15 protein-coding genes and 1 tRNA gene are annotated in these 15007 nt (G+C 64.4%); 6 read left to right on the forward strand and 10 right to left on the reverse strand.

Going from position 1 to position 15007, the window contains the following annotated elements; genetic code table 11:
* Nucleotides 1-110: 110 nt before the first annotated feature.
* Both LB536_RS24710 and LB536_RS24715 read left to right on the forward strand, forming a co-directional pair.
* Complete coding sequence (locus LB536_RS24710) at nucleotides 111-587, forward strand: DUF992 domain-containing protein (RefSeq protein ID WP_140756154.1); 477 nt, start codon at nucleotides 111-113, stop codon at nucleotides 585-587.
* A 322-nt stretch (nucleotides 588-909) separates the two neighbouring features.
* Complete coding sequence (locus LB536_RS24715) at nucleotides 910-2346, forward strand: MFS transporter (RefSeq protein WP_224597188.1); 1437 nt, start codon at nucleotides 910-912, stop codon at nucleotides 2344-2346.
* Between the two features lie 27 nt (nucleotides 2347-2373).
* Here the strand turns inward: LB536_RS24715 and LB536_RS24720 are convergent, their stop codons facing one another.
* From LB536_RS24720 to LB536_RS24755, 8 genes are all read right to left on the reverse strand, one after another.
* Nucleotides 2374-3063: a response regulator transcription factor gene (locus LB536_RS24720; protein WP_224597191.1), complete on the reverse strand. Its 690-nt coding sequence runs from the start codon at nucleotides 3061-3063 to the stop codon at nucleotides 2374-2376.
* Nucleotides 3060-5795 (reverse strand): sensor histidine kinase, encoded by a 2736-nt coding sequence (locus tag LB536_RS24725; protein ID WP_224597194.1) that lies wholly within the window; start codon nucleotides 5793-5795, stop codon nucleotides 3060-3062. Before LB536_RS24725 ends, LB536_RS24720 begins: the two co-directional genes overlap by 4 nt.
* A 57-nt stretch (nucleotides 5796-5852) precedes the next feature.
* Entirely contained in the window at nucleotides 5853-6416 is a 564-nt protein-coding gene (gene kdpC, locus LB536_RS24730; protein ID WP_224597196.1) for a potassium-transporting ATPase subunit KdpC, read from the reverse strand.
* Nucleotides 6417-6427: 11 nt separating this feature from the next.
* Complete coding sequence (gene kdpB / locus LB536_RS24735) at nucleotides 6428-8521, reverse strand: potassium-transporting ATPase subunit KdpB (protein ID WP_224597199.1); 2094 nt, start codon at nucleotides 8519-8521, stop codon at nucleotides 6428-6430.
* Nucleotides 8518-8757, reverse strand: coding sequence for a hypothetical protein (locus tag LB536_RS24740; RefSeq protein ID WP_224597200.1), 240 nt, complete (start codon nucleotides 8755-8757; stop codon nucleotides 8518-8520). The genes kdpB and LB536_RS24740 overlap by 4 nt, the downstream gene beginning before the upstream one ends.
* Complete coding sequence (kdpA, locus tag LB536_RS24745) at nucleotides 8741-10444, reverse strand: potassium-transporting ATPase subunit KdpA (RefSeq protein WP_224597202.1); 1704 nt, start codon at nucleotides 10442-10444, stop codon at nucleotides 8741-8743. Before kdpA ends, LB536_RS24740 begins: the two co-directional genes overlap by 17 nt.
* Before the next feature lie 20 nt (nucleotides 10445-10464).
* Nucleotides 10465-10554: a K(+)-transporting ATPase subunit F gene (gene kdpF, locus LB536_RS24750; protein WP_224597204.1), complete on the reverse strand. Its 90-nt coding sequence runs from the start codon at nucleotides 10552-10554 to the stop codon at nucleotides 10465-10467.
* A gap of 372 nt (nucleotides 10555-10926) precedes the next feature.
* A tRNA-Ser gene (locus tag LB536_RS24755) sits at nucleotides 10927-11016 on the reverse strand.
* A gap of 373 nt (nucleotides 11017-11389) precedes the next feature.
* On the opposite strand from LB536_RS24755, the gene LB536_RS24760 reads away from it, so the two are divergent.
* The 4 genes from LB536_RS24760 (at nucleotide 11390) to LB536_RS24775 (ending at nucleotide 14376) form a co-directional block, all read left to right on the forward strand.
* Nucleotides 11390-12109, forward strand: a complete 720-nt coding sequence (locus LB536_RS24760) for a DUF2569 domain-containing protein (RefSeq protein ID WP_224597207.1) — start codon at nucleotides 11390-11392, stop codon at nucleotides 12107-12109.
* A gap of 131 nt (nucleotides 12110-12240) precedes the next feature.
* Nucleotides 12241-12564 carry a hypothetical protein gene (locus LB536_RS24765; protein WP_224597210.1) on the forward strand — a complete coding sequence of 108 codons (324 nt, stop codon included), beginning with the start codon at nucleotides 12241-12243 and terminating at the stop codon, nucleotides 12562-12564.
* A gap of 245 nt (nucleotides 12565-12809) precedes the next feature.
* Complete coding sequence (locus LB536_RS24770; protein WP_140756210.1) at nucleotides 12810-13799, forward strand: BMP family protein; 990 nt, start codon at nucleotides 12810-12812, stop codon at nucleotides 13797-13799.
* 100 nt (nucleotides 13800-13899) lie between these two features.
* A complete protein-coding gene (locus LB536_RS24775) occupies nucleotides 13900-14376 on the forward strand; it encodes a GNAT family N-acetyltransferase (protein WP_224597213.1) in 477 nt (158 codons plus the stop codon).
* Here the strand turns inward: LB536_RS24775 and LB536_RS24780 are convergent.
* Together LB536_RS24780 and LB536_RS24785 are read right to left on the reverse strand one after the other, a co-directional pair.
* Nucleotides 14355-14753: a hypothetical protein gene (locus tag LB536_RS24780; RefSeq protein ID WP_224597216.1), complete on the reverse strand. Its 399-nt coding sequence runs from the start codon at nucleotides 14751-14753 to the stop codon at nucleotides 14355-14357. The genes LB536_RS24775 and LB536_RS24780 overlap by 22 nt on opposite strands.
* A 22-nt stretch (nucleotides 14754-14775) precedes the next feature.
* Nucleotides 14776-14982, reverse strand: a complete 207-nt coding sequence (locus LB536_RS24785; protein WP_224597269.1) for a SlyX family protein — start codon at nucleotides 14980-14982, stop codon at nucleotides 14776-14778.
* Nucleotides 14983-15007 lie beyond the last annotated feature (25 nt).

Raw genomic sequence — 15007 nt, forward strand, 5'->3', positions numbered from 1 at the left:
AACCCCCGCGGCAAGCCGTTGACCCTTGCCTTGTTCGCGCCAAGTTTTCGGCGGAACGGTCTGACCATTCAAGCCGTTATCACGAAGCGATTTGCGAAAGGACCCTCCCCATGATCAAGAAACTCGCCTGCGCCGCCGCCCTTGCAACGACTGTCTTCGCTGCCGCCCCCGCCAGCGCCGGTAGGTTGCAACTCGGCACGCTCGACTGCACCATCGATGGCGGCACCGGCTATATCGTGACCTCCAACAAGGGCGTGTCCTGCGTCTTCCGGCCCCATCATCACGGGCCGTCGGAGATTTATACCGGCGTCATCTCCAAGCTCGGCGTCGATGTCGGCAAGACGCATCAGGGCCAGCTCATCTGGGCGGTTTTTGCCGCGACCCGCGACCGTGACGCGGGCGACCTTGCCGGCAGCTACTACGGTGTCAACGCCGAGGCGAGCGTCGTGACCGGCGGCGGCGCCAACCTGCTGGTCGGAGGCTTCGACAGCGCCTTCATGCTGGAGCCGCTCAGCGTCCAGGCGCAGACCGGCGTCAATCTCGCCGTGGCGGTGACTTCGCTGGAGCTGATCCACTCGCTCAAATAAGTGGTTTGGAGCCTCGGCTCCAGGCCCTTCACTCTGCGGCGCGGAACCTGACAGGATGGTTCCGCGCCGTTTGATTTTTGGGGGACGAGGACAGCCATAGCCGCTGCCATCACTGCAACCTGCCGGCAAGCAGTCCATCCAGGTCGACGCTGGCTCAAACATATCTTGAAAAATCCCTTGAGCTCAACCGAGGTTGAGGTTCTACAAACCCGCCCCGAGCAAGGCCGCGTCTCGACGCCGCGCGCATGGTCCTGCCAGAAGCCTCGCGCTGGCTCCTGGCGCCGTGCGGCTGCATCGCTATATGCAAAAGCAGGGGATGGACATGACTGAAATCAGCACAAACAGGGTTGATTGGCGCGCATTGTGGGCGAGCGGTGACCTGGCGCGCTTCTGCTTCATCAGCCTCGGCATCCTGCTGCACGCCACCAATGAGACTATGGTGGCCACCGTCATGCCGGCCATGGTCGGCGAACTGGCCGGCGTGCAGCTCGTCGGCTGGTCGCTGGCGATCTACGAACTCGGCGCCATCGTCGCCGGTGCCGCGGCCGGACGGCTGGTGAGCTATGTGGCGCTGCGCACCAACATGGTGGTCGCGGCCCTGCTCTACGCGGCCGGGGCGCTGATCTGCGCCGCCTCGCCTTCGATGCAATTGTTCCTGGCCGGCCGTCTGATCGAGGGGCTTGGCGGCGGCGCGCTGGTGTCGCTGGCCTTCGTCTCGGTCGAACGGCTGTTCTCGCGTGCCATCTGGCCGCAGCTTTTCGGCATCATGTCGGCGATCTGGGGCGTCGCCGCCTTCAGCGGCCCGCTACTCGGCGCAATCATGACCGAATTGCTGTCCTGGCGCTGGGCCTTCGGCGTCTTCACCCTCGGCGGCGCCGCCATGGCGCTGGCAAGTTTCCTCGTACTCGACACACCGGAAGCGACAAGACCCGGCACGAGCGCCGGCAAGGCGCCGCCCTTCCCGTTCATGGCGCTTGGCTGCCTTGCCATTGCCGTGGTGCTGATCGCCTCGGCGGGCGTCGACATCGCCCTGCTGCGTTCCTCGCTGCTGATCGTGCTGGGCCTGGCAAGCCTGGCGCTGTTCTTCTACATCGACGCGCTAAAACCGCGTTCCCGGCTGTTCCCGGCGCGGCTGTTCTCATGGCGCACGCCGGTCGGCACCGGCATGACCATGGTCGCCGCCTTTTCGATCGCGACCTGCTCCTTCGGCGTCTACGGGCCGCTGCTGCTGACCAGCCTGCACGACATTCCGCTGCTGACCACCGGCTATATCATCGCCGCCGAATCGATCGCCTGGTCGATCCTGTCGATCCTCGTCGCCAACGCGCCGCCACGGCGTGAACGCATGATCATCGTCTGCGGCGCACTGATGATCGCGACGGGCATCGCCGGCTTCGCCTACACCATACCGCTGGGCTCCATCCCGCTGATCCTGGTCTGTGCCCTGCTGCAGGGCGGCGGTTTCGGCATTGCCTGGCCGTTCCTGACCCGCGTCATCGTCGCCTCCGCGCCGGACGACGAGCAGACCATCGCTTCGGCCGCGGTGCCGACCATGCAGCGCATCGGCTATGCCGTGGGTGCCGCCCTTGCCGGCATCGTTGCCAATGCCAGCGGTTTTTCGCAAGGGCTGAACCATGACGCGGCCGCTGGTGTCGCGAGCTGGCTGTTCCTTGCCTTCGTGCCGCTCGGCATTCTCGGCTGTCTCGCCGCCTTGCGGACCTCGGCGGCGGCAAATCGTCCGCTCGCAGTCATCGGTTGACGCGGGGTTGTTGTCGGGCCGGTTATTTCACTCGACACGCAGGCGGTAGCCGACGCCGGTTTCGGTGGTGATGTAGCGCGGCTGGTCGGGTGTTTTCTCGATCTTCTGCCTGAGTTGGCGCACATAGACCCTGAGATACTGTACGTCGGTCGAATCGTCCCAGATCTGCTTCAGGATGTAGTGGTGGGTCAGTACCTTGCCGGCATGCTGCACCAGGATGCGCAGTATGTCGTACTCCTTCGGCGAGAGCTTCACCTCCCTGTCCTCGACCTTGACGATGCGCTTGACCAGATCGACGCTGAGGTCGCCGCTCTGGAAAACCGGCTTCTCGCCCTGTTGCTGGAACTTGTGGCGCAGCGCCACGCGGATGCGCGCCACCAGTTCGTTCATGCCGAACGGCTTGGTGACATAGTCGTCGGCGCCGAGTTCGAGCGCGCTGACGATGCCGGCCTCGTCGGTGCGGCTGGAGAGGATGACGACGGGAATGTCGACGCCGTCGTCACGCCATTGGCGAAGGAGGTCATGGCCGCTCATGCCGGGCAGGCCGAGATCGAGCAACACCAGGTCGGGCTTCTCGTGTTCCATCAGCTCGATCGCCACCTTGGCGTTCGGCGCCTCGCTGACCGTGTAGCCCTGGCTGGCGAGGCCGACCCGAAGCAGCTTGCGGATCGGCGGCTCGTCATCGACAACCAGTATCCTGACATTCGAATTGGTCATCGGCGCTGGTCCACGGCGGGCTCGTCGCCGCGGTTGCCGATACCGCGCGCTTGCACCGGCACCGGCATCCTGATGCTGAAAGCGGCACCGGGGCGGTCGGTCCGGTTGGCGGCGGCGATCGTGCCGCCCATCGCCTCGACGAAGCCACGGCAGATCGACAGGCCAAGCCCGGTGCCGGCGCGCACCTGATCGCCCTTGCGCACCCGGTAGAAGGTGTCGAACACGCGCTCCAGGTCCTGCGCCGGAATGCCCGGTCCCTCGTCCATGATCTGCACGACGACAGAGCCATTGTCGGTCCATCCCTGAACGCGGATCGTCGAGCCGGGCGGCGAATATTTCGAGGCATTGTCGAAGATGTTGAACAGGACCTGCTCGAACAGCACGGGATCGAGCCGCAGCATCGGCAGGTCGGGCGGAATATCGACCTCGATCCTGTGTTCACTTGTGATCTTGCGGGCGCGGTCGAGTGCCGTACCCACGATATCTCCGAGATAGTGGAGGGCGTAGTTCGGCTCCATCGCCCCGGACTCGATCTTGGTCATGTCGAGCAGGTTGGCGATGAAGCGGTTCAGCCGCTCCGATTCGTCGATCACCGTCGACAGAAGCTCCGCTCTGTCGTGCTCGGGCAGGTCGGGCGCGAATTCCTTGAGCGTGCCGGCCGCGCCCATGATGGCCGCAAGCGGCGTTTTCAGGTCATGCGAAATCGATGTCAGCAGCGCCGAGCGCAGCCGGTCGGCTTCGGCGGCGAGCTTGGCGCGGTCGACATCGGCGACGAGCTGGACGCGTTCGATCGCCACCGCCGCCTGGTCGGCCAGCGCGTCGAGCAGCCGCTGCTGCTCGGGCGTCAAAAGCGGGCCTTGCTTGTCATTGTCGAGACCGACGACGCCGATCGCCGTGCGCCCCGTACGCAAGGGGAGATAGAGGCGCTTGGCGCCAGGCAGCGTGTCGGCGCCGCGTCCTGCGGCGCGGTTGTGCTCCCAGGCCCAGCGGGCGGCGGCGATGTCGGCTTCTGCCAGCGTGTCGTCGGGCGGATAGCCTGCTTTGACGGTGATGGTGCCATCTTCCGGCAGAAGCAGCACCACGCGCAGCTTCAGCATCGAGGCGATCTGGAAGGCGGTGGCCCAGAGCACGTCATCGAGCGTGCCGGCGCCGGCGAGCTTCTTGGAGAACAGATAGATGTCTTCGGTTGCCCGCGCCCGCGAGCGGGCGGCGGCGGCCTGACGCTGCACGCGCGCCGTCAGGTTGCTGGCGATGACGGCAACGGCGAAGAAGACGGCAATCGCAACGATGCTCTCCGGATCCCGGATCGTCAGCGTGTAGCGCGGCTCGAGGAAGAAATAGTTGAAGGCAAGTGTGCTCAGGAAACAGGCGTAGAGCGCCGGCCAGAGACCCCCGGCCACCGCCGATGTCAGCACGGAGAGCAGGAAGACGATCGCCAGGTTGCGAACGTCGAGAAACTGGTCGAGGGCGGAGCTGACGGCCAATGATCCGGCAACGTAAGCGGTAGCCAGCAAATACGGCTTGGGCTGGAACCGCCTCTGCTCGGCAGCCGCGCTCACTCTCCTGGAAGGCGTCTCGGTGTCCCGCTCCGTTCCGGAGATGACATGGACGCTGATGTCGCCGGCATTGCGGATCAGATCGTAGGTGAGCGACCCCTCGATCAGTTCCCGCCAGCGCGACCGGGTCGGCCTGCCGACCACGATGTGGGTAAAATTGTTCGCCGTCGCGTGGCGCACGATATCCTGTGCCAGGTTCTGGCCTGGGATGGTCGTCACCTCGGCGCCGAGCTGCTCGGCGAGGCGCAGGAGTGTAGCGAGCCTGTCCTTGTCGTCCTCGGACATGCCGGCCGAGCGAGGCGTGTCGACATGAAGCGCCGTCCACGGCGCACGAAGCCTGTCGGCCAGCCTGCGTGCATAGCGAATGCGGGCTGCACCGCCCGGACGCGCATCGACGCAGACGAGAACCCGTTCGCCGGCAGCCCACGGACCCTGGATGGCGTGGGACAGCATGTGGTTGAGCAACTGCTCGTCGACGCGCTGGGCGGTACGGCGCAGCGCCAGTTCCCGCAACGCCGTCAGATTGCCCGGCGAAAAATAGTTCTCGACGGCACGCTGCGCCGTGTTGGGGAAATAGACCTTCCCCTCCTCCAGCCGCTTGATCAGGTCGTCGGGCGTCAGATCGATGATTTCGACGTCATCGGCTTGGTCGATCATGGAATCGGGCACCGTCTCGCGCACCCTGACCCGCGTGATCTGGGCGACGACGTCGTTCAGGCTTTCGACGTGCTGGATGTTGAGCGTCGTATAGACGTCGATGCCCCGCGCCAGGATTTCCTGGACGTCGAGATAGCGCTTGGGGTGGCGGCTGCCGGGCGCGTTGGTGTGGGCGAGTTCGTCGACCAGGACCAGCACCGGGTGCCGGGCAAGGATGGCGTCGATATCCATCTCGTCGAGGACACGCCCCCTGTAATCGACCTTGCGGCGGGCAATGACTTCATAGCCTTCCACCAGGGCCTGGGTTTCCTTGCGGCCATGCGTCTCGACCACGCCGATTACCACGTCGACACCGTCGGCCAGCCTGGCACGGCCCGACATCAGCATCTCGTAAGTCTTGCCGACACCAGGTGCCGCGCCGAGGAATATGCGCAGACGGCCGCGCCCTTCCCGCCCCGCATGCTCGAGCAGCGCGTCGGGGGATGGTCTGTTTTCGACGTTGCTTCTGTCGTTCGGCATCGGATTCGATCATGAATGGCGCCGGGAACCATGTCGATCCCCGGCGCCGGCCATCACCTATTTCGCGGCATCCAGCGCCAGGTTGAGCGCTAGCACATTGACCGCCGGCTCGCCAAGCACGCCCAGTTCCCGGTCCTCGACCTGGCTGTCGACGAGCGCCTTGAGCTTGGCTTCGTCGATGCCCCTGGCCTTGGCCACGCGCGGAACCTGGAAATAAGCGGCCTGCGGGCTGATTTGCGGATCGAGGCCGCTGCCGGACGTAGTCACAAGGTCCATCGGCACCGGCTGGTTCGAGTTCTCCGCCGTCAGCTTCTCGGCATCGCCCTTGATGCGCTCGATCAGCTTCGGGTTGGTCGGGCCGAGATTGGAGCCACCCGAGGCGCCGGCATCATAGCCATTGCCCGCGGCTGAAGGTCGTCCGTGAAAATACTTGTCGCTGGCGAAGGCCTGGCCGATCAGTTCGGAACCGATCACCTTGCCGTCCTTCTCGATCAGCCTGCCATTGGCCTGGCGCGAGAACAGTAGCTGGGCAATGCCGGTCATGCCCAAGGGATAGACGAGACCGGTCAGCACGGTGAAGAAGACGATCATGATGATCGCGGGTCTGATTTGCTTGAGCATCGGAATGATCCTTATGCAAGGCCGAGCGCCGTGACGGCCATGTCGATTGTCTTGATGCCGACGAATGGCACGACGATGCCGCCGAGGCCGTAGACGAGAAGGTTGCGGCTGAGCAGCGCGCCGGCGCCGATCGCCCGGTACTTCACCCCGCGCAGCGACAGCGGGATCAGCGCGATGATGATCAGCGCATTGAAGATGATGGCCGACAGGATGGCGCTCTGCGGTGTCGCAAGGTGCATGATGTTGAGCGCCTGCAGCGGGCCGGTCGTCTGGCCGGGCGCGACGTAGAAGACGGCGAACATGGCCGGGATGATGGCGAAGTACTTGGCAACGTCATTGGCGATCGAGAAGGTCGTCAGCGAACCGCGCGTCATCAACAACGCCTTGCCGATCTCGACGATCTCGATGAGCTTGGTCGGATCGCTGTCGAGATCGACCATGTTGCCGGCCTCGCGGGCGGCGACCGTGCCGGTGTTCATGGCGACGCCGACATCGGCCTGCGCAAGGGCTGGCGCATCGTTGGTGCCGTCGCCGCACATGGCCACCAGCTTGCCCTTGGCCTGCTCGTCGCGGATCAGCTTCAGCTTGTCCTCGGGCGTTGCCTGGGCGAGGAAGTCGTCGACGCCGGCTTCCGCCGCGATGGCTGCCGCCGTCATCGGATTGTCGCCGGTGATCATCACCGTGCGGATGCCCATGCTGCGCAGCTCGGCGAAACGCTCGCGGATACCGCCCTTGACGATGTCCTTGAGGTGGACGACGCCGAGCAACCGCCCGTCCCTCTCGACCGCCAGCGGCGTACCGCCCGATTTGGCGATCTCGTCGGCGATCGCCTGCAGGTCGCGTACGGTATCGCTTCCGGGCCGTGTGCCATGCGTGGCTGATGTCGACTGGCCGACATAGGTCAGGATCGAATCGACCGCGCCCTTGCGCACCGAAGAGCCGTCCATGTCGATGCCGCTCATGCGGGCCTGCGCCGTGAAGGGCACGAACGTGGCGTGCAACGTTGCCATGTCGCGGGCACGGATGGCATATTTCTCCTTGGCCAGCACCACGATCGAGCGGCCTTCCGGCGTCTCGTCGGCGAGCGAGGCAAGCTGTGCCGCGTCGGCCAGTTCCTGCTCGCTGACGCCCTTGACCGGGCGGAACTCGGTCGCCTGGCGATTGCCGAGCGTGATCGTGCCGGTCTTGTCGAGCAGCAGCGTGTCGACGTCGCCGGCGGCTTCCACGGCGCGGCCCGACATGGCCAGCACGTTGAAGCGCACCAGGCGGTCCATGCCGGCGATGCCGATGGCCGACAGCAGCGCGCCGATCGTGGTCGGGATGAGCGTCACGAATAGCGCGACGAGCACGGTCACCGAAATGTAGCCGCCCGAGTAGGAGGCGAAGTTCGGGATGGTGGCGGTGGCCAGCACGAAGATCAGCGTCATGCCGACGAGTAGGATGTTGAGCGCGATCTCGTTCGGCGTCTTCTGGCGCTCGGCGCCTTCGACCAGCGAGATCATGCGGTCAAGGAAGGTATGGCCGGCGGCGGCGGTGATGCGCACGCGGATCCAGTCGGAGAGCACCTGCGTGCCGCCGGTGACCGCCGAGCGGTCGCCGCCGGATTCGCGGATGACCGGCGCGGACTCGCCCGTGATCGCCGCCTCGTTGACCGAGGCGACGCCTTCCACCACCTCGCCGTCCGACGGGATGATGTCGCCGGCCTCGACGAGAACGATGTCGCCGACCTTCAAACCGGTGCCGGGCACCAGCCTGAATTTCGTCCGATCCTCGCCGGCCAACAGCTTGGCCTGGGTTTCGGTGCGCGCCTTGCGCAGCGAATCCGCCTGCGCCTTGCCGCGCCCTTCGGCGACGGCTTCGGCGAAATTGGCGAACAGCACGGTGAACCACAGCCAGATGATGATCTGCAGCGTGAAGCGCGGATCGCCGCCTCCGGTGACGAGGTCCTTGACGAACAGCACCGATGTCAGTGCCGAGACGACGGCGACGACGAACATCACCGGGTTGCGGGCCAGCGTGCGCGGATCGAGTTTGCGGAAGGCACTGCCGATGGCGGGCCACAGGATGCCGGCATCCATGATGCTGGCCGATTTTGAGTGGCTCATTTTGAAGCTCCGGCTTCAATGTTGATGTGCGGCACCGATTGGTCGGATGCCGGAAAAAGATGAGGAAGCCCGTAGGCCAGCAGCCAGAGCGCGATCATGGCGGCGGCAAGCCCAAGAAATGTCGACAGGGTCGGGAAAGTGGGCGGCATTCCCTCCTTCCCCGGATCGGCCGGATGCCTGACATTGCGGCGCTTGTTGCTGAACCAGGACATGTCCGCCTCAGAATGTCTGTCCATGGATCATCGCCAGGTGCTCGACGACAGGCCCGACGGCGAGCGCCGGGAAGAAGGTCAGGCCTCCGACGATGACGATGACGCCGACCAGCAGCCCGACGAACAGCGGGCCGTCGGTCGGGAAGGTGCCTGCCGAGGCGGGCACGGTCTTCTTCGCCGCCAGCGCGCCGGCGATGGCGAGCGCCGGGATGATGACCAGGAAACGGCCCATCAGCATGCCGATGCCGAGCGTGATGTTGTACCAGGGCGTGTTGCCGCCGAGGCCGCCGAAGGCGGACCCGTTGTTGGCCGCCGCCGAGGTGTAGGCATAGAGGATTTCGGAGAAGCCGTGCGGCCCGCCATTGGCGATCGAGGCCACCGCGCTCGGCAGCACCACCGCGATGGCCGTGAAGACCAGCATCGCCAGCGGCAGGCACAGGATGGCCAGCATCGCCATCTTGACCTCCTTGGCCTCGATCTTCTTGCCGAGATATTCAGGCGTGCGGCCGACCATCAGGCCGGCGACGAAGACGGCGATCAGGATGAACATCAGCATGCCGTAGAAACCCGCGCCGACACCGCCGACGATGACCTCGCCAAGCTGCATGTTGATGAGCGGGATCATGCCGCCGAGCGCGGTGAACGAGTCATGCATGGCGTTGACCGCGCCGCAGGAGGCCGCCGTGGTGATGACCGCGAACAAAGCCGAAAGCGCGATGCCGAAACGGGTCTCCTTGCCTTCCATGTTGCCGCCGTCGATGCCGAGCGCATGGACCAGCGGATTGCCCGCGGCTTCCGCCCAGTAGCAGACGGCGACGCCGGCGATGAACAGAACGCCCATGGCGGCCAGGATTGCCCAACCCTGACGCTGGTTGCCGACCATGCGGCCGAAGACGTTGGTCAAGGCAGCACCGACGGCGAAGATCGACAGCATCTGGATCAGGTTGGAGATGGCATCCGGGTTTTCGAAGGGATGTGCCGCGTTGGCATTGAAGAACCCGCCGCCATTGGTGCCGAGCATCTTGATGGCGACCTGCGAGGCGACCGGGCCGAGCGCGATCGTCTGCCTGGCGCCCTCGAGCGTGACGGCATCGACGTAAGGCCCGAGCGTCTGCGGTATGCCGAGCCAGACATAGACAAGGGTGAGCACGATGCAGAGCGGCAAAAGCACATAGAGCGTGGCGCGCGTCATATCCACCCAGAAATTGCCGATCGATCTTCCGGAGGCGCGGGCAAATCCGCGGATCAGCGCAATCGCAATGGCGATGCCTGTAGCGGCCGAAACGAAATTCTGGACCGTCAGGCCGGCCATCTGCACGAGGTAGGACATCGTGCTTTCGCCGCCGTAGTTCTGCCAGTTGGTGTTGGTCATGAAGCTGGCGGCGGTGTTGAAGGCGAGCGCCGGGTCGACCGCGCTCATGCCTGCTGGATTGTAGGGCAGGCTGCCTTGCAGACGCTGCAGGACATAGAGCACCAGGAAGCCCGCCAGGTTGAACAGCAGCAGGGCCACCGCATAGGTGGTCCAATGCTGTTCCTCGCGCTCGCTGGTTCCGCAAATGCGGTAGAGCCCCCGCTCGAGCGGGCGGAAGACTGGCGAAAGCGGCGTGCGATCGCCTTTGAAGACGCGGTGCATGTAGAAGCCAAGCGGCTTCACCAGCAAAGCGAGGATCCCGCAATAGAGGACGATCTGTATCCACCCGTTCAGTGTCATGGCTGTGGCTTTCCGCGCCTTCAGAAGCGTTCTGCACGAATGAGGGCGTAGGTGAGGTAAGCAAGCAAGAACAAGGTTACGCCTCCACCGAGGATGTAATCGAAAAGCATGATTCGATCCTTCCGCTCAGATTCTGTCGCAGGCTTTGACGTAGACGAGGGATAGAGCGAAGAACAAAACCCCGATCCCGACAACAATGACGTCCATGATTGCCTTCCTTGCTTCTACTTTGTCTTTCGGCCACGATGGAAGAGGCCAAAAACCGTTCGCGCTTGCTCGTCGCCTCGATGGCGACGGCATTCAAAGCTTCTGTGGCGTGTTATATGGACCCGATCGCCATAAAGGTTCGAGACGGGGCGGATGGGAAAGAAATAGGAATTTTATAAAGGTTTTCGGGGTGGGCGGCGGGCCACCCTAGACGCAGTGACGCGCTATAGGATGCCGTTGCACCCAGTCGCATCCAATGGCATTCCGAGGATTTATGGCGGAGAGAGCGGGATTCGAACCCGCGTTACGGTCTCCCGTAAACACACTTTCCAGGCGTGCGCCTTCAACCACTCGGCCACCTCTCCGTCCTTGCATTTTTCGCGATGGCCGGTTTCGCCGCGCGGGTTGGGGACAATGCAGTCCCTTCAGGGAGCCGGTACGCGATATCAGCGCCGTGGGTGCCGCCAACCAGCGAACACCTTCCCACCGCACCTGAGCCGTCGAAGCAACAGGCGCGGGGCTCATCTAGTCGATCCCGCGCCGAATGCCAAGCCATAACGGCAGTCTATTCGCTTTGCCGGCCACACACCGCTCCGCCAGGGCGCGCTCGCACCCGTTTTTCAAGCCGTCGCCGCCCGAATGATGTGCACAGCCAAGGCCACAAGGCCGGCCGCGCTTGACTTCGCCGCGGGCCACCTGTCGAGTGAAACGGAGGCTTTGCGGGGGCATCGTCCGGACATGACATCAAGCAATGAACAACCGGCCAGTGGGCAGCCGCCAGTCGGGCGCCCAGGCAGCGACCTGTCTTATGTCCCGGTGGGCTGGCTCATCTTCGTCATGGCGTGGTCGGTCTACGGCCTGGCCTCGGCCTGGTGGCTGACGGGCAATTCCGGCCTGCCGGACAGGATCTTCTATTTCCTCATTGGCGGGCTTGCCGTCGACGTCATCACCATCCTGTGGGGGCTTTATCTGCTCGGCCTTGCCTTTGGCCGCTCGGCGCGCTTCCCGCGCCACTTCATCATCTGGCAGGTGGCGACCATCGTCTGGGTGCTGGCGAGACAGGCCTATGTGCTCGCCGTGCCCGATTTCGTATTCTCCGCCAGGGGCTTGCTCATCGGTGGCGCCGAGATCGCCATCGGCCTGCTCTGCATCTATCTGCTGCGCCGCGGCTCCGGCGCCGAAGGCGTCTATTCCAGGCCGTCGACCGAAGCGCCGTCGGTCTTCGTTTCCGTCGTCGCTGCCTTGCTCGGCATCATCCTGGGCGCGGTCATCGGCGCCGTTGGCGGCTTCCTGGCTGGCTCGGTGATCGCCGATGTCGCCGAGGTCAGTTGCTTCGAGGGCGGCTGCGGCTACTTTGCGGCCTTCATCGGACTGGCCGGGCTGGTGGTCGGCGCCATTGCCGGGGGCATTCTTGCCATCTTGCTCGTTCACCGCCGCGGGCGCAAGCCAGTCGCATAGGGTTCAGAAGGCGCCACCTTCAAATTCGCGTATCGCGATTGCGGACAAACCGCACGCATTCTATTTCTGGTTTCGGGACATGTGCCGGAGGTCTCCTGGTTAGCGTCCACCATGAACCGGGGAGAGCCTTGATGTTTCGCTTCGTCTTTCGTCTTGCGGCCATGGTCGCGCTGTCGGTTTCCGTCATCATGGCGGTGCTCGACACGACGCGCACGGTGGCGGCTTCGGCCCTTGTGCTGACCCCACTTAACGCGAGCTGGCTGGCCGTCTCGCCGGACACGCGGGCCGCCTTCGAAAGCTTCGTGCGCGCCAAGGCCAGTCCGCTGCTGTGGGATGGCGCCATCGCCTGGGTGCTCAACCAGCCGGGCTTTGCCGTCTTCGCGGTGCTGGCCTTCCTGCTTTACGCCATCGGCTACCGGCGGCAGCGGCGCACGGGACAGTTCGCCGCGAACTGACCCACCGCCGGCGCCATTCCCGCCGCCTCCCGACGGCTTGCGCGCAAGGATCGGATCGCGGCGTGGCTTGCCCGTGGCACGCTTTTCCAAAAGGTCAAAATTCCGCGTGAATTTTGTTTCGGGCCGTGCCAGATTGCCCGGGAGCGGGAGGGGAATACACTCCTGGCTGACGTCGTTTGCCGGCCGGAGAACCGGGCAGGCAGGCGGTGCGTAACGGAAAAAATAACCGACAGGGTGTGGATCACATGAAACGTATCGTTCTCGGCCTCCTGGCCGCAACCGCAATGGTTCTTCCGGCTTTCGCCGCGGATGTCCAGCCGGCCATCCTCTATGATCTGGGCGGCAAGTTCGACAAATCCTTCAACGAGGCTGCCTACCACGGCGCCGAGAAGTTCAAGACCGAGACCGGCACCCCCTATGTCGAGTTCGAAGTGTCGAACGCCTCGCAGCGCGAGCAGGCGCTGCGCCGCTTCGCCGAGGACGGCCACAACCCGATCGTCATGGCCGGCTTTGCCTGGGAGGATGCGCTGAAGAAGATCGCGGCCGAATATCCGGACCTCAACTTCGCGATCATCGACGATGCCGTCGACCTGCCCAACGTCCGCTCGCTGGTATTCAAGGAGAATGAAGGCTCCTATCTCGTCGGCATCATGGCGGCGATGGCATCGAAGTCGAAGAAGGTTTCCTTCGTCGGCGGCATGGACATCCCGCTGATCCGCAAGTTCGAATGCGGCTATGTCGGCGGCGCCAAGTCGGCCGGCGCGACCGAAGTCATCCAGAACATGACCGGCGACACGCCGGCGGCCTGGAATGATCCGGCCAAGGGCGGCGAAATCGCCAAGACCCAGATCGACCAAGGCTCCGACGTGGTCTACGCGGCCGCCGGCGGCACCGGCGTTGGGGTGTTGCAGGCGGCGGCGGATGCCGGCAAGCTCGGCATCGGCGTCGATTCCAACCAGAACGGGCTGCAGCCCGGCAAGGTGCTGACCTCGATGCTGAAGCGCGTCGACGTTGCCGTCTACACCGCCTTCATGGATGGCAAGAACGGCACCTTCAAGGGCGGCGTCGAGAATCTCGGCCTCAAGGAAGGCGGCGTCGACTACGCCATGGACGACAACAACAAGGCGCTGGTGACCGACGAAATGAAGGCGGCCGTCGAAAAGGCCAAGGCCGACATCATCGCCGGCAAGATCCAGGTGCACGACTACACCGCCGACAACGCCTGCCCCTATTGATCGGCAGCACCAAACGGCAATGACTGGAACCGCCGGGCAACGCCCGGCGGTTTTGCTTTGCTGGATCGGACGAAGCTCGCAAATGACATAGGAGAGAGGAATGCTGCCAACGATCGAACCCATGCGCGAGCATGACGTCGACGTCGTGGCGAGACTGCGGATTGCCGCCTTCTTCGAGGGCTCGGAAAGGACGCTGGAAGAGGATGCGGCAGGGCTCCGCAATCTGCTGACCGGCGACGGCTTTGAAACTGCTCTGGTTGCCCGTGTCAACGATGTGCCAGTCGGCACCTGCCTGCTGGTGCGCCATGAACTGGAACCGGCGCATGATGTGACACCATGGCTCGCCGGGCTCGTCGTCGATGCCGGCCATCGAGGCAAGGGAACCGGCACCGCGCTGGTCAAGGCGATCGAAGCGCATGCGGCGTCAGCCGGCGTCGAGATACTCTACCTCTACACATGGCAAGCGCGCGAGTTCTACGCGGCACTCGGCTGGGACGCGGTCGAAGTATGCGAGCAGGACGGCGAAACGATGATGCTGATGTCGCGCCGGCTGGATCACAGTTTCCCAAGGAGATAGCCGAGCGCGAAGACCGCCATCAGCCCGATGGCAATGACAAGTCCACGCCGGCCGCCAAGCGCGTGCACGCCAACGCCATGTGGTGGCCGGGACAGGCTTCGGATCACCGTCGGTGACCTGGCATCGTTGCCGCCCAGGCCGACGCTGCGCATTTGCGGCAATTCGGCGAGGCGTTGCGTAACCAGCGCCCAATGATTGGCGCCCGCTGGTTTTTCGGCGCGGTCGAAAACATGCATGCGTTCGGCGAGCTGCACCACCGCGTCGCGGAAGGCAGGATCGATTTCGAGATCGCGCTCGGCCCGCTCGCGCTCGGCATCGTTCATCAGGCCCAGCACATAGTCGCCGGCCCTTGCGATGCGGTCGCGTTCACCGGCCATGGCCAGGCCCCTCCCCTTCTGCTTACCAGTGTGGCGGTTTGGTCACCGGCACATCCGGTGCCGCCTGCTCTTCAAGCGCCAGGAAGCGGTCGGTCAGTGCGTCGAGCTTTCGCTGCATGCGTTCGATCACCTTCCACTGGTCGGCGATCTGGCCCGACAGCTCCTCGATGGTCTTCTCCTGCTCGGCGGCGCGGATTTCCAACGTCGTCAACCGGTCGGCGGGCATGATCATGCAAAGTCCTCAGTTTTGTACC

This window comes from Mesorhizobium sp. ES1-3 (assembly GCF_020164795.1).
Classification (GTDB): domain Bacteria; phylum Pseudomonadota; class Alphaproteobacteria; order Rhizobiales; family Rhizobiaceae; genus Mesorhizobium.